Annotated in this window: 16 protein-coding genes; 11 read left to right on the forward strand and 5 right to left on the reverse strand. The window is 75.1% G+C overall.

From position 1 onward, the window contains the following. Positions 1-39: 39 nt before the first annotated feature. Genes ET526_RS11585 through ET526_RS11595 form a run of 3 tightly spaced genes read right to left on the reverse strand, consistent with a single transcriptional unit; the run spans position 40 to position 2,867 of the window. Positions 40-771 (reverse strand): SDR family NAD(P)-dependent oxidoreductase, encoded by a 732-nt coding sequence (locus ET526_RS11585; protein ID WP_135467865.1) that lies wholly within the window; start codon positions 769-771, stop codon positions 40-42. Next, positions 768-2,249 carry an amidophosphoribosyltransferase gene (purF, locus tag ET526_RS11590; RefSeq protein WP_135467866.1) on the reverse strand — a complete coding sequence of 494 codons (1,482 nt, stop codon included), beginning with the start codon at positions 2,247-2,249 and terminating at the stop codon, positions 768-770. The genes ET526_RS11585 and purF overlap by 4 nt, the downstream gene beginning before the upstream one ends. A gap of 9 nt (positions 2,250-2,258) precedes the next feature. Continuing rightward, on the reverse strand, positions 2,259-2,867 hold the full coding sequence (locus ET526_RS11595) for a CvpA family protein (protein ID WP_240048366.1): 609 nt from the start codon (positions 2,865-2,867) through the stop codon (positions 2,259-2,261). 206 nt (positions 2,868-3,073) lie between these two features. On the opposite strand from ET526_RS11595, the gene ET526_RS11600 reads away from it, so the two are divergent. After that, positions 3,074-3,838 carry a PEP-CTERM sorting domain-containing protein gene (locus ET526_RS11600; protein WP_158295564.1) on the forward strand — a complete coding sequence of 255 codons (765 nt, stop codon included), beginning with the start codon at positions 3,074-3,076 and terminating at the stop codon, positions 3,836-3,838. 8 nt (positions 3,839-3,846) lie between these two features. Here the strand turns inward: ET526_RS11600 and radA are convergent, their stop codons facing one another. Then, a complete protein-coding gene (gene radA, locus ET526_RS11605; protein ID WP_135467868.1) occupies positions 3,847-5,259 on the reverse strand; it encodes a DNA repair protein RadA in 1,413 nt (470 codons plus the stop codon). 426 nt (positions 5,260-5,685) lie between these two features. On the opposite strand from radA, the gene ET526_RS11610 reads away from it, so the two are divergent. After that, entirely contained in the window at positions 5,686-6,159 is a 474-nt protein-coding gene (locus tag ET526_RS11610) for a cupin domain-containing protein (protein ID WP_135467869.1), read from the forward strand. A gap of 99 nt (positions 6,160-6,258) precedes the next feature. Here ET526_RS11610 and ET526_RS11615 read toward each other — a convergent pair whose 3' ends face one another. After that, a complete protein-coding gene (locus ET526_RS11615; protein WP_135467870.1) occupies positions 6,259-7,143 on the reverse strand; it encodes a TauD/TfdA dioxygenase family protein in 885 nt (294 codons plus the stop codon). Positions 7,144-7,285: 142 nt separating this feature from the next. Between ET526_RS11615 and ET526_RS11620 the strand changes: the two genes are divergently transcribed. The 9 genes from ET526_RS11620 (at position 7,286) to cas10 (ending at position 17,937) form a co-directional block, all read left to right on the forward strand. Next, entirely contained in the window at positions 7,286-8,845 is a 1,560-nt protein-coding gene (locus tag ET526_RS11620; protein WP_135467871.1) for a pyruvate kinase, read from the forward strand. A gap of 70 nt (positions 8,846-8,915) precedes the next feature. Beyond that, complete coding sequence (locus ET526_RS11625) at positions 8,916-9,179, forward strand: PepSY domain-containing protein (RefSeq protein WP_240048367.1); 264 nt, start codon at positions 8,916-8,918, stop codon at positions 9,177-9,179. Between the two features lie 121 nt (positions 9,180-9,300). Beyond that, the gene (locus ET526_RS11630) at positions 9,301-9,693 is read left to right on the forward strand and encodes a hypothetical protein (RefSeq protein ID WP_135467872.1); all 393 of its coding nucleotides are present in this window, start codon (positions 9,301-9,303) and stop codon (positions 9,691-9,693) included. A 69-nt stretch (positions 9,694-9,762) separates the two neighbouring features. Continuing rightward, a complete protein-coding gene (locus ET526_RS11635; protein WP_135467873.1) occupies positions 9,763-10,746 on the forward strand; it encodes a hypothetical protein in 984 nt (327 codons plus the stop codon). 85 nt (positions 10,747-10,831) lie between these two features. Beyond that, a complete protein-coding gene (locus ET526_RS11640) occupies positions 10,832-12,304 on the forward strand; it encodes a DUF6473 family protein (RefSeq protein WP_135467874.1) in 1,473 nt (490 codons plus the stop codon). An 11-nt stretch (positions 12,305-12,315) separates the two neighbouring features. Continuing rightward, a complete protein-coding gene (locus ET526_RS11645; protein WP_135467875.1) occupies positions 12,316-13,059 on the forward strand; it encodes an SOS response-associated peptidase in 744 nt (247 codons plus the stop codon). A gap of 343 nt (positions 13,060-13,402) precedes the next feature. Then, entirely contained in the window at positions 13,403-14,296 is an 894-nt protein-coding gene (gene cas6, locus ET526_RS11650; protein ID WP_135467876.1) for a CRISPR system precrRNA processing endoribonuclease RAMP protein Cas6, read from the forward strand. Next, positions 14,286-15,383 (forward strand): CRISPR-associated ring nuclease Csm6, encoded by a 1,098-nt coding sequence (gene csm6, locus ET526_RS11655; RefSeq protein ID WP_158295565.1) that lies wholly within the window; start codon positions 14,286-14,288, stop codon positions 15,381-15,383. Before cas6 ends, csm6 begins: the two co-directional genes overlap by 11 nt. Continuing rightward, positions 15,373-17,937, forward strand: coding sequence for a type III-A CRISPR-associated protein Cas10/Csm1 (cas10, locus tag ET526_RS11660; protein ID WP_135467878.1), 2,565 nt, complete (start codon positions 15,373-15,375; stop codon positions 17,935-17,937). Before csm6 ends, cas10 begins: the two co-directional genes overlap by 11 nt.

Below are 17,937 nucleotides of genomic sequence, written 5' to 3' on the forward strand. Positions count from 1 at the left end.
CGGGGCATTCGTCGCAGGTCAGAGCGAAGCGAAAACGCTCTAGCCAGCCTCCTGGACGCGCACCACGGTGCCGTGCCGCGTCTCCTCTGGCAGGCAGAGCGCGGCGATGGCGGGGGCGATGTCGGCCGGCTGCGCCAGGCGGCGCGGATCCTCCCCCGGCATGGCGGTGCCGCGCAGCATGGTGGCGACCGGCCCGGGATCGAGCAGGTTCACGCGCAGCCGCGTGTTCGCCACCTCCGCCGCCCAGGCGCGCACGAGGTGTTCCTGCCCCGCCTTGCCGGCGCCGTAGAGGCCCCAGTAGGCGGCCGGGCGCGCCACCACGCCGTCGGTCAGGACCACGGCGCGGCCGGCCGGCGCGGCGCGCAGCGGCGGGTCGCAGGTGCGGATCAGCCGCCAGCAGGCGGAGAGGTTCACCGCCACCGCCTCCTGCCAGTCCCGCGGCATGATGTGCGCGACCGGGGTGAGCTTGGAGAGCACCCCCGCCGCGTGCACCAGGATGTCGAGCCGCCCGAAGCGGCTGACGATGGAGGGGCCGAGCATGTCGAGCTGCTCGGCGCCCCTCACCAGGTCGAGCGGGAACAGGGTGGCGGCGCCGCCCGCGGCGCGGATGGCGTCGTCCGTCTCCTCGAGGCCGCCCTGGGTGCGTGCGGTGAGCACGCAATGCGCGCCGAGGCGGGCGAGCTCCACCGCCGCCGCGGCGCCGATGCCGCGCGAGGCGCCGGTGACGAGCGCCACCGCGCCGGCGAGCGGCCTTTCCGCCGGCGCGCTCACTGCGTCGCCTGCAGCAGGGAGAGCTGCCGCTCCCTGTTGTCCTGCTGGTCGGTGAGCGGGATGGCGTAGTCGCCGGTGAAGCAGGCGTCGCAGAAATCCGGCCGCGCCGGATCGCGCCGCTGGCGCCCGAGGGCGCGGTAGAGCCCGTCGAGGGAGATGAAGGCGAGGCTGTCCACGCCGATGATCGCCGCCATCTCCTCGACCGAATGGCGCGCCGCCATCAGCTTGCCGCGCTCCGGGGTGTCGATGCCGTAGTAGCAGGAATGGGTGGTGGGGGGGGAGGAGATGCGCATGTGCACCTCGGTGGCGCCGGCGGCGCGCACCATCTCCACGATCTTGCGGCTGGTGGTGCCGCGGACGATGGAATCGTCCACCAGCACCACGCGCCTGCCGGCCAGCATGGCGCGGTTGGCGCTGTGCTTCAGCTTCACGCCGAGGTGGCGGATCTGGTCGGTCGGCTCGATGAAGGTGCGGCCGACATAGTGGTTGCGGATGATGCCGAGCTCGAAGGGGATGCCGGCCTCGGCCGCGTAGCCCATGGCGGCGGGCACGCCGGAATCCGGCACCGGCACCACGAGGTCGGCCGGCACCGCGCTCTCGCGCGCGAGCTCGGCGCCGATGCGCTTGCGCGTCTCGTACACCGGCGTGCCCTCCACGATCGAGTCGGGGCGGGCGAAGTAGATGTACTCGAAGATGCAGAAGCGGCTCTGGTGGCGGCCGAAGGGCTTGATGCTGTGCACCCCGGAATCGTCTATGACGATGATCTCCCCCGGGTCTATGTCGCGCACGAACTCGGCGCCGACGATCTCGAGCGCGCAGGTCTCGCTCGCCAGCACCCAGCCCGGCGCGGCCTCCGCGCCGCCCATGCGCCCGAGCACCAGCGGGCGGACGCCGAGCGGATCGCGCGCGCCGATCAGCGCGCCGTTGTGCAGCGCCACCAGCGAGTAGGCGCCCTGCACCTGCTTCAGCGCGTCGATCAGCCGGTCCACCACGGTGGAGTAGAGGCTGATGGCGATGAGGTGGATGAACACCTCGGAGTCGGTGGTGCTCTGGAACAGGCAGCCGCGGGAGACGAGGCTGCGGCGCAGGGTGTGGGCGTTGGTGAGATTGCCGTTGTGCGCCACCGCGAGGCCGCCGAAGGCGAAGTCGGCGTAGAGCGGCTGCACGTTGCGCAGCGCCGTCTCGCCGGTGGTGGCGTAGCGGTTGTGCCCGACCGCGGCGCGCCCGGGCAGCCCCGCCATCACCTTGGCGTCGGAGAAGTTGTCGCCCACCAGGCCAAGGCCCTTGTGGGCGTGGAAGATGCCGCCCTCGTCGAGCGAGACGATGCCTGCCGCCTCCTGGCCGCGATGCTGCAGGGCGTGCAGGCCGAGCGCGGTCAGCGCCGCCGCGTCCTTGGCGTTCCACACGCCGAAGACGCCGCACTCCTCGTGGAATTTGTCGTCCTCCGACGCGAGGGGCCGGGGGGGCAGGTCATGCATCGGGGGTCCTCACGTCCGGGTGCGGGCCGGTAGGCGCATCAGCTGGTCCTGGGTCGGTGCCGGCCGGACGGGGGGCTCGGCGAGCCGCGGCCGGATCTCGGGCGGCAATTGGGCGATGAGCCAGCCGGCGCCCTGGGCGGCCAGGGGAAGGGACCGCGCCTCGCGGACCGCCTCCGGCCAGCGGTCGGGTGCCGGCAGGACCATGCCGGCCAGGATATAGGCGAGCACCACCAGGAACGCACCCCTCGCGAGGCCGAAAACCAGGCCGAGCGCGCGGTCCACCCCGCCGAGGACGCTGTCCTGCACCCGCCGGGCGATGGCGGCGATCAGCAGCTTCAGGACGATCAGCACCACGACGAAGATGCCCGCCGCCGCCAGGGCCTCGGCGATCCAGGGCTCGTCCACCGTGCCGTCGAGGATGCGCGCCATGGGCTCGCGCAGGGTCAGGGCGGCGAGGACGGCGCCGACCCAGGCACCGACGCCCAGCACCTCATGCACGAGGCCGCGGGAGAAGGCGACCACCGCCGAGACGGCGAGCACCGCCAGCACTACGCCGTCCACCCAGGTCATGACGCGGCGGGTATAGCCGGGGGGAAGGGGGGTGTCACGCAGGGGCACGACCTCTCCGGGGCTGGAGATTGCAGCGAATTCCGTTGCAAATTTCGCCGCCCCGGCACTACACTGCCAAGTATTGACCGGCCATGCGGCCGGCGGCCGCCGGAGATCCGGGGACAGGGGCGAGGCCCCGGCCGGGTCTCCGCCCAGCTCCGCTCGACAATTCCGCCGGGAGCCACCGCAGTCCTGCGCCACGGGAGGCAGGAGCCATGCGCCACGCCAGACTGCTCGCCGCCGCGGCGGTCCTCGGGCTGTCCCTCTCCTGGAGCCCGGCGGCCGCGGCGCCGGTCCTCGTCGCCATCGCCCACATCCTGAACTACGGCGGGGGCGCGTGCAGCATCATCGGCCTCGGGATCGCGGTCTACAGCCTGCTCGCCCCGCCGACCGGCTGCGGCACCACCACGCTCTCGGCGGACAAGCTGCAGGTGCAGGCGACGGAGACCACCTTCTCCCTGAGCCTGACCGGCAACGACTTCGATTCGGACAGCCTGAACGTGCCCTTCTCCGGCACCGCCAGGGGCACCTTCCAGGACGGCCAGAACACCTTCTCCGCCGACCTCTGGGCCTACGACTTCAAGGTCAGCGAGGATGCGGGCTTCATCAACGACGTGCTCAGCATCAACGGCACGCTCACCCACCTGTACCGGCCGCACCCCGAGGACATCGCGGCGGGCCCGCCGCTCGCCTTCAACCTGATCGTGGACGCGGACCAGACGAGCGGCGGCACCTTCTCCACCTCGAGCAATGCGGCGGGCACGCACCCGGCGCGGCACACCGACCAGATGAGCGCGACCCTCTCCGGCACCGTGACCTCGACGCTCTTCTTCGACGACATCACGGGCTACACCTTCGTGCTGACGGGCGTGCACAATCCGGTCCAGATCCCCGAGCCGGGCGCCCTGGGCGTGCTCGGCTTCGGCCTGGCGGCGCTCTGGCTCGGGCGCCGCCTCCTCCCGCGCGGGGCGGGCGGCTGACCGCGCCCCTAGCCCGTCCGCCGCTGGCGCTGGCGCTGCGCCTGCTCGGCGAAGGGCGCCACCAGATCGGCGATGTGGCCGATCTCGGAGAGCCGGATGCCCTCGGGCGGCGGCACGGCGCGGCCGGCGCGCGCGAGGCGGGGCGGCAGCACGGCGGCGGCGAAGCCGAGCTTCTGTGCCTCCCTGAGCCGCGCCTCCGCCTGCGCCACCTGCCGCACCTCGCCCGAGAGCCCGACCTCGCCGAAATAGACGGTGTCGGCCTCGGTCGGGCGGTCGGTGGCGGCCGAGACCAGGGCGGCGGCCACGGCGAGGTCCGCCGCCGGCTCGGCGATGCGCAGACCGCCCGCGATGTTGAGATAGACGTCGTTGGCGCCGAGCGAGAGGCCGCAGCGCGCCTCCAGCACCGCGAGCAGCATGGAGAGCCGCCCGGAATCCCAGCCCACCACCGAGCGCCGCGGCGCCCCGCCGGCGGAGGGGGCGAGGAGGGCCTGCACCTCCACCAGCACCGGCCGCGTGCCCTCGATGCCGGCGAAGACGGCCGCGCCCGAGACGTTGCCGCGCCGCTCGGCGAGGAACAGGGCGGAGGGGTTCGCCACCTCCACCAGCCCCTGCTCCGTCATCTCGAAGACGCCGATCTCGTCGGTGGCGCCGAAGCGGTTCTTCACCGCGCGCAGGATGCGGAACTGGTGGCCGCGGTCGCCCTCGAAATAGAGCGTCGCGTCCACCATGTGCTCCAGCACCCGGGGGCCGGCCAGGGTGCCTTCCTTGGTGACGTGGCCGACCAGCACCACGGCGAAGCCGCGGCTCTTGGCCAGGCGGATCAGCTCGGCGGCGCAGGCACGCACCTGGGCGACGGTGCCAGGCGCGCTGTCCAGCGCGTCGAGCCACAGCGTCTGGATGGAGTCGATCACCACCAGCGCGGCGTCGCGCTCCTCCTCCAGGCTGGCGGCGATGTCGCGCAGCGCGGTGGCGGCGGCGAGGCCGAGCGGCGCACCGGCGAGGCCGAGGCGCAGCGCCCGCAGCCGCACCTGCTCCACCGCCTCCTCCCCGCTCACATACAGCACGCGGCGGCCGCCGGGGGACAGGGCCTCGGCGATGCGCGCCGCGGCCTGCAGCAGGATGGTGGACTTGCCGATGCCCGGATCGCCCCCCACCAGCACGGCCGAGGCCGGCACCAGCCCGCCGCCCAGCACGCGGTCGAGCTCGGCGATGCCGGTCGGGATGCGGGGCGGCGGCGCGCTCTCCCCCGCGAGGCCGACGAAGGCGACCCGCCTGCCGCCGCCCGCGCGCACGGCCGGGCGGGGGGCCGGCGCCTCCTCGGAGAGGGTGTTCCAGGCGCCGCAGGCGTCGCAGCGGCCCTGCCACTTCGGATGCGCGGCGCCGCATTCCTGGCAGACGAAGCGGGTGCGGTCCCTGGCCATGCGCGGATCAGGCCCCAATCCATGGACGAAAGGCGAACATGCTCCCCGTCTAGCGGCTGCCGGGCCATGGTCCAAGCAGGAAGCGGTGGCTCGCCCCGCCTTCATGCGCCCCGGGGAGGAGATGCGCCAAGCGCGCTCCGGCCCCGCCCGCGGCGCCCCTTCCGGGCCACCACCCGGCATCGCCCTCCGGCGATGGCGGGGCCTTCCTGAAATCGTCTCCACCTTCGGAGTGCGTCCCTGTGGCGGAGCCGCCGCGGGGAGGATGGTGTTGCGGAGAAGGATCCAGGCCTGGCGGCGAAGGCCGCACATGCGGGCGCAGGCGGCCGCGTGCGGCATGGCTCCGGTCAGGGCAGGCCCGCCGCGAGGCGGCGCCCGGTGCCGCGTGATGCAACGGAGAACAAGAGCAACAGGAGGAGAGCACCGGCCATGATCCCGCGCATCGCCCTCATTCCGGCGGCGGCCTTCGTCGTCCTGGCCTCGCTGCCCGTGCCCGCAAGCGCGCAGGCTCCCGCAGGACCGCTCACCCGGATGGCCGACGACCCGGCGCTGCCATGGGGGCCCTGCCCCGGCTGGATGCCCCAGGGCTGCGGACTCGCCGTGCTGCAGGGCGATCCCGCCAGGCACAACGCGGATGTCTTCTTCCGCCTGCCCGGCAACACGACGGCCGAGCGCCACTGGCACACCTCCGCGGAGCGGATGGTGCTGATCGCGGGCGAACTGCACGTCGCCTATGACGGCCAGGACCCGGTCGTCCTGCGGCCGGGCACCTACGCCTACGGCCCGGCCCGGCTGCCGCACACCGCCTCGTGCCGGTCGGCGGAACCCTGCATCCTGTTCATCGCCTTCGAGGAGCCGGTGGACGCCATCCAGGGCGAGCCGCCGAGGACGACCGCGCGCTGACCCGCCGCGGCATCGCCGGATCGTCCCGCTCGGCCGTGCGCGGCACCCCCTTCTCCGGCGCGGGCGCGTCCCGGGGAGTGCGCCCGCGCCGGAACCGCCTCAGGCCGCGCGCTGCTCCAGCGTCGGCGCCACGTCGGTCAGCGTGACCCGGCGCATGTCGCGCGGATAGGTCTTGTCCTCGAAGGGGCGGGCGCGGTGCATGGTGGTGCGGTTGTCCCACATCACCAGGTCCCATTGCCGCCACTTGTGGGCATAGACGAATTGCCGCTGGGTGGCGAACTCGGTCAGGTTGCGGATCAGCATCATCGCTTCGGGCCGCGGCCAGCCCTCGATCTCCCCGATATGCGAGGAGAGGTAGAGGGAGTGCCGCCCGCTGCCCGGGTGCCAGCGCACCAGGCGCTGCCGCACCGGGGCGAAGCGCTTCTTCTCCTCCTCCGTGTAGTCGGCGAAGCCGAGCTGGGCGCGCGAGTAGAGCAGGGAGTGGTGGCAGACGAGGTCCTTCACCTGCCGCTTGGTCTTCTCCGGCAGCGCGTCCCAGGCGGCACGCATGTCGGCGAACTCGGTGTCCCCACCCTCGGGCGGGACCACCCGCGCGTGCAGCATCGAATACTTGGCCGGTGTCGCCTTGAAGCTGCTGTCGGAATGCCAGAGCTGGTTGCCGAGGTTGAACATCCGCCGCCGGTCGTCGGCGGCGAGCAGGCTGCCGTCCACGTCCAGGTTGGAGATGTCGTTCATCTGCCGGTGCTTGAGGCGGGTCTTGTGCACGTCCACCGTGGCCCGGTCCTGCTCCAGCGGCCCCAGCGCCTCGCCGAAGGCCATCTGCTGGTCGTCGTCCAGCCGCTGGTCGCGGAACACCAGCACCGCGTAGCGGTCCATGGCGCGGTGGATCTCCTCGCACAGCCCGGGGCCGGGCGGGGTGCGGAGGTCGAGCCCCTTCACCTCGGCGACGAAGAGCGGATGGAGCGGGATGAGCTGCAGCGCCATGTCTCGTTTCCTCCTGCCATCTCGGGCGGCCGGAGGATGGTAGCGCCCGGCCGGCGGCGGGAAACAGGGGGCGGGGCCGGCCGCGCGCGATGTCATGCGGGCGGGCGTGCGCGGCGCGCGCCGGGGCGCCATCTCTGCGGCCATGAGCGATCGAGATCCGTTCCCCACCCCCCCGCCGGGGGAGCCGTCCCCCGCCCTGGAAGGCGCGGGTCCCGCTGCGCTGCTGGAGGCGGTGCGGGCGCTGCGCGCCAGGGTGGCGGAGGAGGGGCGCGCCGGCTTCCGCCGCTGGCGCCCCGCCATCCGCCGCCCCGGCTTCGCCGCCGGGGCGCTGAACCTCGCCCATTACCTCGCGCTCCGCCGGCGCGGCCTGTGGCCGCTGCAGCGGGGGCTGATGCGGCACGGCCTCTCCTCCCTCGGCCGGCTGGAGGGGCGGGTGCTGGCGACGCTCGACGCGGTGGCCGGCGCCCTCGCGCCCCTGGCCGGAGAGGGGACGCCGGGCCCCGCCTGGCCGCCCCCGCCGCGCCGCTTCTTCCGCGGCGAGGCGCGGCTGCGGGACGAGGCAGAGGCGCTGTTCGGCCCGGCTCCGGCGGGGCGGGAGGGGCGCATCCTGGTCACCCTTCCCGCCGAGGCGGCGGAGGATCCCGCCTGGCTGCTCGACCTCGCCCGGCGCGGCCTGGACGCGGTGCGCATCAACTGCGCCCATGACGATGCGGCGGCCTGGGCGGCGATGGCGGCGCATGCTCGCGCCGCGGCGCGGGCGGTCGGGCGGCCGATTCCGGTGCTGATGGACCTCGCCGGGCCGAAGCTCCGCACCGGCGCCGTGCACCCCCCCGAGGGCGCGGCGCGGCTGCGTCCGGGCGATGCGCTGCTGCTCCGCCCCGACCCGCCGCGGGCCGGCCCGGCCGATCCGCCCCTCCAGGCGCAGTGCCTGCCGCCCGAGGTGCTGCGCCGCCTCCGCCCCGGCGCCGCCTTCGCCTATGACGACGGCAAGGCGGCGGGGGTGGTGGAGGCGGCGCGCCCGGACGGAACGGTGCTGGTGCGGATCGAGCGCGGCCGGCTGAAGGGGGCGCGGCTGCGCCCCGAGAAGGGGCTGAACTTCCCCGGCACGCCGCTCGGCCTCGACCCGCTGACGCCGAAGGACCTCGCCGATCTCGACACGGTGGCGCGGCTCGCCGACATCGTCGGCTACTCCTTCGTGCAGAGGCCGGCCGACATCGCCCGGCTGCAGGAGGAGCTCGCGGCGCGACGGCCGGCGGACTGGCGGCGGATCGGTCTGCTGGCAAAGATCGAGACGCTGCAGGCGGTGCGCGATCTGCCCGGCATCATCGTGCGCGCGGCGGGCAGCCAGCCCTTCGGGGTGATGATCGCGCGCGGCGACCTCGCGGTGGAGATCGGCTTCGCCCGCCTAGCCGAGATGCAGGAGGAGATCCTCTGGCTCTGCGAGGCGGCGCACATACCCGTGGTCTGGGCGACGCAGGTGCTGGAGGCGCTGGTCAAGACCGGCCTGCCGACGCGCGGCGAGATGACCGACGCCGCGATGGCCGCGCGCGCCGAATGCGTGATGCTGAACAAGGGGCCGAACATCGCCGCCGCGATCGAGGCGCTGGACGGGCTGCTGCGCCGCATGGCGGAACATCAGGCGAAGAAGACGCCGCGGCTGCGCGCGTTGCGAAGCTGGGCGGAGGCGCCGGGCGGGGCATGACCGCGCCCGGCGGGCAACCCCGCGCCCCGCGCCGCGTCATGGCCGCGTCATGGACCGGAAAGGACGGACGATGCCCCGCATGATCCTGCCCGCGGCGCTGGCCCTGGGCCTGCTGCTGCCCCTCGCCCCGGCCTCGGCCGCCCCGCCGCCCCCGAACGCGCTGCCGCTCTCCGAGATCGTGCGCATGCTCGAGCAGCGCGGCGACGTCGCCTATTTCGACGAGATCGAGTGGGACGACGACGGCTACTGGGAGGTCGAGTACATCGACCGGCAGGGCGTGAAGCGCAAGCTCAAGGTCAATCCCGTGACCGGCGAGGCGCGGCCGGATCGCTGAGACGCCGGTTCTGCGCCAATCCATAACCCAAGGTTTAAATTTGTCCCGGACAGGGAAACCGAATTGCGAGTTGCCCATTGGGAATGATACCCCGGTTTCCGTATCCCAGGGGGATCGGATCATGCCCAACTACTCGCGCCAGACCCTGTTCCGCATCGGCCGCCTGCTGAACGCCAAGGGCGATGGCGCCCACCTGCAGCGCCTCGCCGAATGGGGCGGCTTCAGCCGCAAGTCGCTCCACAACTGGACGCTGGACGAGAGCGACCCGCAGCACCGCGCCATGCCGCCGAGCGCCAAGCGGATGGTCGCGCTGCTCGCCTATTTCGGCATGACCGGCATGCTGAACGAGCAGCGGATGAAGGACATCCTCGCCCTCGAGGCGCTGCTCGAGCGCGACGAGCAGGTGCAGGCGCTGCTGCCGCGCGTCAGCCGCCTGCTGCAGTCGCTGCGCCCGGCGGAGGAGGCCGAGGGCGCGGAGGCGGACGCCGCCGAGGTCACCGCGCAGGCGGCCTGAGGCGGGAGCGCGCGGCGCCGGGCTCAGGCCCGGTGCCGCCGGATGCCGAAACGGACACGGGAGATGCCGATGCCAGGGCGCCGGGCCGTCCTGCATGTCGGGCCGCACAAGACCGGCACGACCACGATCCAGGACGCGCTGCACCACAACGCCGAGGCGCTGGCGCAGGCCGGCTGGCGCTACCCCGCGATCGGCTACAGCCAGCAGGCGCACCACGCGCTGGTGCAGGCCCTCGTCAAGGCCGAGGACGGGGAGGCGGAGCGGATGCTCGCCGCCCTCGCCGATGAGCCGGGGGATCTGGTGCTCTCCAGCGAGAACCTCTCCCGCGCCCCGCTCGAGGCGCTGCAGCGCCTCGCCGGGGCGCTGCGCGGCAGGGAGGTGGCGGTCGTCTACTACCAGCGCAATTTCCTCGACCTCGCCTATTCCTGGTGGCAGGAGCGCATCAAGCACGGCCGCTCCGAGGAGCTGACGGCCTTCCTGCTCGACATCGTCGCCGCGCCGGGCCGGCTGCACCTCTTCGCGCCGCATGCGGTGCTCGGCCGCCTCGCCGAGGCGTTCGGCCGCGAGAGCATCCACGTCTTCCTCTACGACCGGATCCGCGCCGATCCCGGCCTCGTCGCGCATTTCGCGCGGGAGGTGCTGGAGCTCGACGCCTCCGGCTGGGCGGCGCAGCGCCGGCAGGCGAACCGCTCCCTCCGCCCCGCGGCGGCGGAGCTGCGGCGGATGCTCAACCGGCTGGGCTGCGGGACGGGCGGCGGGATCCTGCCCGAGGCCGGCACCCGCGCGCTGCGCGAGCAGGCGGTCGCGCGCGAGGCCGCGCATCTGCGGACCGTGACGCTCGGCTACGACATGCCGGCCTTCCGGCGCATGGAGCGCGCGCTGCTCGACCACTGGGGAGACTGCATCCGCACGCCGCTGCCGGCACCGGAGGAGGCCTTCGCCGAACGCACGCGCGAGATCCGCTACGTGGATCCGGCGATCTGGCTGCTCGAGCCGGCGCTGGCCGCGGCGGTGCGCGCCTTCGCCGCGGAGCGCCGGCCCGGCGGGGGGTGAGGGCCTGATCGGGGGAGGCGCGGCGGCCGCCCCGCCGCCCGGCGGGAGCGCGCCGGTCCTCTGCCTCTGCGGCGGCCCGGAGGGCGTGCTCGACGCCCTCGCCGCGCTGCTCGCCGCCCACCCGGCGCTGGCCCCGCTCGGCCGCGCCGGGGCGCGCCTGTTCCGCCTGCGCCAGGGAGCGGTGCTGCGCGGCACCGCCCAGGGCGAGGACCGGCGCGCGGCGGATGCCCTCGCCGCCGCGCCGCGCCGGGCCTTCGCGCGCTACGCGGCGCTGGCCTCGGCCCTTCCCGATCCGCGCTTCCTGGTCCTGCTGGGCGCCCCGCCGGGGCCGGACACCGCCTGGGGGGAGGCGCTGCGCGCCACGCTCGACTGGGCGCAGCGCGTGCCGGTCCTGCCGGTCTTGGCCGAGGATCTCGCCGCCGCGGACGGCGTGGCGCTGCGCCGGATCGCCGCCTTCCTCGGCATCGGGGCGGGGCCGCTGCTGGCGGGGCGGGCGCGCCTCGGCGCCGCTCTTCCCCCGCCGGGCGGCGCGGCGCCGGCCGCGCCCGAGGATCGCGCGGCGCTCGACGCGCTCCGCCTGCTCGCGCGCCACCCGCCGGACTATGCCGGCGCCTGGCGCACCCTCGGGCGGGGGATGGCGGTGATCGCCCCCTACGCCGAGGCGGACCGGCGCGTGGTGGAGTATGGGTTGTGGCGGCCGCCCGGGGCGCGGGCGATGCTGCGCGCGCCGGCCGTCCCGCCGGCGCGGGCGGACGAGGCGGTGCTGTTCCTCGGCTCCGCCGCCACCTTCGGCCGCGCGGTGCGCCACCCCTTCGCCCAGCGCCTCGCCGGGCGGCTCGGCGTGACGGTGGTGAATGCCGGCATCGGCGGCGCGCGCCCGGCGACCTTCCTGGCCGATCCCGGCCTGCGGCCCTATCTCGACCGCGCGCGGGCGGTGGTGCTGGAGGCGGTCTCCGCCCGCGGCTACGCGACGGAGCTGTTCGTCCCGAACAGCCACCACGCCAATGCCGGGCTGCCGCCGGGGGAGGCCGGGCCGCCGCGCTTCGTGGACCATGTCTACCGTGCCGCCTTCCGCCGCGGCGAGGCGGCGGCGCTGCGCCGCGCGCGCATGGTCTGCCTCGCCGCCTGGCTGCGCGACATGAAGCGGCTGGCCGCGCGCGCCGCCGGGCGCTGCGTGCTGCTCTACCTGTCGCAGCGCCCGCCCGGCTTCGTCTCTCGCCTGGACTCCTTCGAGGCCTGGGCCGGCGGCTTCCCCCACCATGTGGACCGCGCCGCCATCGAGGCGCTGCGCCCGCATGTGCGCGCGGTGGTGGAGGTGGTGTCCACCGCCGGCCTGCCGGAGGTGGCGCGGGATGCCCGCACCGGCGAGCCGGTGCCGATCTTCGCCGGCCGGCCCGACCCCACGCGCAACACCTACTACCCCTCGCAGGCAATGCACGATGAGGCGGCGGCGCGGCTCGAACCGGCGCTGCGCGCTCTGCTGCGGGGCGAGGCCGAGGTGCCTTCCTTCTCCGGAGAAGGACAGGGGGCGGCTGCGGAGGCGCGCCCGGCGCGGTAGGCTTCCCCGCCATGTGCGGACGCTACGCGCTGTACCGGTCCCCGGCCGCCCTCGCGCGGCATTTCGGAACGGCGAACCCGGTGCCGAACCACCCGCCTTCCTGGAACGTCGCCCCCACCCAGGACGCGCTGGTGGTGCGCCGGCACCCCGAGACCGGTCTGCGCCACCTCGGCCCGCTGCGCTGGGGGCTGGTGCCGCGCTGGGCGCGGGATGCGAGCGGCGCGGCGCGCATGATCAATGCCCGGGCCGAGACGGTGGCCACGCTGCCCGCCTTCCGGGATGCCTTCCGCAGGCGGCGCTGCCTGGTGCCGGCGGATGCCTTCTACGAATGGCGCGCCGCCGCCCCGGGCGCGCCGAAGCAGCCCTTCGCCGTGGCCGCGGCGGACGGGGCGCCGCTCGCCCTCGCCGGGCTGTGGGAGGGGTGGCGCTCGCCCAAGGGGGAGGTGCTGCGCAGCTTCTGCATCGTCACCACCGCCGCCAATAAGAGGCTGCGGCCGCTGCATCCGCGGATGCCGGTGATGCTCCCCCGCGCCGCCTGGCCGGCCTGGCTCGGCGAGGAGGAGGCGGAGGAGGCGGCGCTGCGCGCGCTGCTCGCCCCGGATGCGGCGCCGCCCCTCGACCTCTGGCCGGTGTCGCCGCGGGTCGGCCGGGTGGCGGAGAACGATGCCGGGCTGCTGGAGCGCGATCCGGCCGGCGCCGCCCCGCCGCCCGGCGATCCGGGCCAGGGCCGATCCCGCTCGGATGAACCCGCCTGAACGGGTGAGGAGGCCCGCAGGGCAACAGGCCCGGGCGGACGGACAAGGCACCGGAGCCGGTTCCGCTCGGCCGTGAGCGCGGGAACGGCCCCGCTCCGTTGCCTGCGGCGAGGGGCCACGCGCCCGACCGTTTCCGCCCCTCCGTGATGCGCCTAGGGCAGAGCCCATTCGGGTCGGCGCCCTGAGCGGGTGACGATGCCCGCGCGTCAGCGGCCGGGGCATTTGCCGCGGGGCAGGGGCGCGCTGCCGCCGGTGGGGCATGTCCGCCACACGGTCCGCGCCTGGCACAGGCCACAATGTTGTCGCGCTTGTCACCCGTTGACATGCCGGATTCAATCTCCCCATGGCAGCGACCCTGAGCCTCGGCGGCGTGCGCCGGCTGGATTTCGCGTTCGTCCCGCGGGCGGCGCTGTGCCTGCAGGCGCATGCCGGTTCGGCGTGGCGGGGCGCCTTCGGGCACGCGCTGAAGCGCATGGTCTGCGCCATGCGGCTGCGCCCCTGCGAGGGCTGCCCGCTCGCGGACGGCTGCCTCTACACCGCCTTCTTCGGCGCCGGCGCCGATCACGACGCCGCCCGCCCCTTCATCCTCTCGCCCGAGCCCCTTCCGCGCGACGGCCTGCTGCGCGCCGGCCGGCCCTTCACCGTGCGGCTGACGCTGCTGCCCGGCGCCGAGGCGGCCGCGGCCTACGCGGTGCGCGCCCTGCTGCGGGCGGCGGAGCAGGGCCTGTCCGGCCGGCGCGTGGCGCTCGACTGCGTCTCCGTCACCGATGCCGCGACCGGCGAGCCGCTGGCCCCCCACGGCTCCCTGCCCGCGCCGGTGGCCTGCGTCGCCCCGCCACCGCCCCCGGCCGTGGAGCTGCGCTTCACCTCGCCCCTCCGCATCCGGCTCGCGGGCGATCTGCTGACGGCGCGCACCCTGCGCCCCGGCCACCTGGTGGGCGCGGCGCTGCGGCGGCTGCGCCTGCTGGGCTTCGGCCCCTCCCCGGATTTGGCCGCGGCGGCGCGCAAGGAGGCGGAGGGCCTGGCCTTCGCCGCGGCGCGGCTCGGCTGGCTCGAGACCACGCGCTTCTCCTCCCGCCAGAACAGCGCCATGCAGTTCGGCGGCATCGTGGGCGAGGCGGTGCTCGACCTGCGCGGGGCGCCGCATGTCTGGCCCCCGCTCTGGGCGGCCTCGATCCTGCATCTCGGCAAGGGGGCGGCGATGGGCTTCGGCCGGGTGGAAGCCCGTGCCCGCTGACCCGGTCCCGAGGCCCCTGCACCTGCTGGCGCTGGCCGGGCTGTCGCCGCAGGTGGTCACGGAGACCATCTGGTGCCTGGCGCGGCGCCGGCCGCCGCGCCTGCCCTCCCGCATCACCGTCCTGACCACCGCGGCTGGCCGGCCCCTGGCCGAGCGCCTGCTGCCGCCGGCCCTGCGCGACCTGTCGGCGGCGCTCGGGGCGGGCCTGCCCCCGCCGCGGCTGCGCCTTCTGCGCCGACGCGACGCCGCGCCGCTCAAGGACATCGCGAGCGATGCCGACAACCGCGCCGCGGCGGATGCCATCCTCGCCGCGGTGGCCGAGGCGACGCTCGACCCCGCGACGGATGTGCACCTGTCCATCGCGGGCGGGCGCAAGACCATGGGCTGCCTCGCCGCCATCGCGCTCAGCCTGTACGGCCGGGAGGGCGACTGCCTCTCCCACGTGCTGGTGGATCCGAGGCTGCAGGGCCGCGCGGACTTCTTCTTCCCGCCCGCCGTGCCGCGCCGGCTTCCCCTGCCCGAGGGCGGCACGGTCAGCACCGCCGAGCACGGGCTGACCCTGGCCGAGATTCCCTTCGTGCGGCTGCGCGCGCGCTGGCGGCCGGGGCGGGATGCCGACGCCTTCTCGGCCGCCGTGGCCGCGGCGCAGGAGGCGCTCGATCCGCCGCGGCTGATCCTCGATCCCGCCCGGCGGCAGGCGCATCTCGGCGCGCACCGGCTGCCGCTCCCCCCGACGCTCTTCGCCGGCCTGCTCTGGCTGGCCGAGCTGGCGCGGCGCGGCGACGCCGTGCCCTGGTGGCGGACCGCGGAGCAGGCCCGCGACCTCGCCGCGCAATACCTCGCGGCCATGGAGCGCGTGGTCCGCGGCTCCGAGCTCGACCAGGCGCGGCGGGCGCTCTCCGCCGGCATGGAGCGGACCTACCTCGCCGAGAAGGTGTCGCGGCTCAACCGGGCCTTCCGCCAGGCGCTGGGCCCCGCCGCCGAGCCCTTCCTGATCCGCGCCGAGGGGCGGCGGCCCCGCACCGGCTACCGTCTCGCCCTGCCCGCGGAGGCGATCACCATCATCGAGGACGCCCGTGGCCGCTGACGCCCCACCCCCTCTGCTCTCGCCGATGGAGGCCGCCCTGGCCGGCCTGCTGCACGACATCGGCAAGCTCGCGCAGCGCGCCCACGCGGACGAGCGGGCGCTGCGCGAGGCCTATGGCGGCGACCTCGCGGGCACCGAAGCGGCAATCCTGCCGCTGCGCGACGGCCGCTACACCCACCGCCACGCGCTGTGGAGCGACTTCGCGATCCGCGAGGCCGAGCGCCAGCGGCTGCGCTGGCCGGTCGAGGTGAACGGTGCCCGGCTTGCGGCGGTGGCGGTGCGCCACCATGACCCGCGCCACGACGACCCTGCCGACTGGATCCTCGCCGAGGCCGACCGCCTCGCCTCCGGCCTCGAACGCAAGGAGAAGGACGAGGCGGAGGAGGCGCAGGGCGTAAGGCTGCGCGAGCGCGAGCAGCGCGCGCTGCTGCCCGCGATCGCGATCGGGCGCGGTGCCGCGCCCGGGGCGATGTGGCATCCGGCGGAGGAGGCCTCGCCCGAGGCGCTTCTGCCCCGCCCGCCCGCACCCAGGGACCAGCCGCGCTGCTACGGCCGCCTCTGGGCGGACTGGCAGGCGGGATTCCTGGGCTTCGGGCAGCACGGGCTCTCGGCCCACCGCTTCGAGCGCGCGCTGCTCGGCCTCTCCGAGCGGCTGCTCTGGGCCGTGCCCTCCTCCACCGTGGACCAGCCGGACGTCCCGCTGCACGAGCATGCGCGCGCGGTCGCCGCCATCGCCGCAGCGCTGACCGCCTGGCACGCGGCGCGGGGTGCAACCGAGGTCGCCGCGGTGAAGGACCGCAGGACACCCAAGTTCCGACTTGCCGCACTCGACCTCTCCGGCATCCAGGCGGCGCTGTTCCGCCTCGACGGCCGCGGCGGGGCGAGCCGCATCCTGCGCGCGCGCTCCTTCCTCATGGGCCAGACGGTGGAGGCGGCGCTGCATCTCCTGCTCGGCCGCCTCGGCCTGCCCTTCTCCTCGGTGCTGCTGAACGCGGGCGGCAAGGCGGAGCTGCTGCTGCCCGACCTGCCCGATCTCGACACGCGGCTCGAGGCCGTGCGCGCGGCGCTGGATGGCTGGATGGTCGCGCACTGGCAGGGCGATCTGGCGCTGATCCTGGCCGCGGGCCCGCCCTTCGCCGCCGAGCAGTTCCTCCCCCGTGGCCAGGACGGGGCGGTGGCCGAGGGCTACCGGCAGGAGCGGGCGAAGCTCGCCGCGGCGCTGGATGCGGCGAAGCTCCGCCCCCTCGCGGGGTGGTCCGGGGGGTTCCTGGGGACCGGCGTGATCCCCGCTCCCTTCGATGCGGCGCACGGCGCCTGCGCGAGCTGCGGCGTGCGGCCGGCGGTGGCGCAGACGCCGCTCGATGGGGCCTGGCGCTGTCGCGTCTGCGATGCGGCCTATCGCCTCGGCCAGCGCCTGCCCAAGGCCGAGGGCTTCGCGCTGCTCGAGGCGACCGCCGAGGCGGCGGAGGCGCCGGCCGCCCTGCCCGGGGGCCTGCGCCTCGCGCCCTGGCCCGAGCGCGGCGCGGCGGCGCGCGCCAGCCACGCCTTCACGCGCGCCGAGGCGGGCAGCGCCGTCTTCCGCGCGCCCGCTTACGTGCCGCTCGTCGCCGATCCCGCCGATCGGCGTTACGACCACGCCGGCATTCCCGCGGAGGATCGCAACGCGACGGGCGACCTCATGACCTTCGCCCAGATCGGAGCGGAGGCGCTGGAGACCGTCGAGAGGGACGGGATCGTCGGGCGCGACCTGCTCGGCATCCTCAAGGCGGATGTGGATTTCCTCGGCCGCGTCTTCGCCGATGGCCTGGGCCGGGACCGTTCGCCGGCGCGCGTGGCGCAGCTCTCGCGGCTGCTGGACGGCTATTTCACCGAACGCCTGCCCTGGCTGCTCTCCCGCGATTTTCCCGCCACCTACACGGTCTATGCCGGGGGCGATGACCTGCTGCTCATCGCGCCATGGCGCTTCGCTCTGCCGCTGGCGCTCAGGCTGCGCGAGGATTTCGTGGCCTTCGCCGGCGGCAATCCGAACCTGACGCTCTCGGCGGGCGTCGCCTTCGTGCATCCGAAGCATCCCCTGGCCCTGGCGGTGAAGGAGGCGGAGGAGGCGCTCGAGGCGGCCAAGACGGGCGGGCGCGACCGCCTCGGCGTCTTCGGGCGGGTGCTGCGCTGGGAGAGCCTGCACGCCACGCTTGATCTTGCCGAGGCGCTGAACCGGGCGGTCCGCGAGGAACACCTGCCGCCGACCTTCCTGCACCGCATGCGCTGGTTCGCCGCGCGGCGCCGCCTTGCGGAGTCGGCGGAAACCGAGGCTACCCGGCCGGAAACGGAGCCGCGCGCGAGGACGGGAAGAGCCCCGATACGGGAAGACGCCGTGAGGGCGGCCGACTGGAATCCGAAGTGGCGCTACCAGGAGGCGCGGTTTTTGGATCGCGCGCCGTCCGAGGCGCGCGAGGGGCTGCGCGCCTTGCTGCTGCGCGCCCTGCCGCCGCCCTGCCAGGCGACCGAAGCCGATGCGGAAATCGCCATGACCATCGCGCTGTGGCGGAACAGATAG

This window comes from Crenalkalicoccus roseus (assembly GCF_004761865.1).
GTDB classification, from domain to species: Bacteria; Pseudomonadota; Alphaproteobacteria; order Acetobacterales; family Acetobacteraceae; genus Crenalkalicoccus; species Crenalkalicoccus roseus.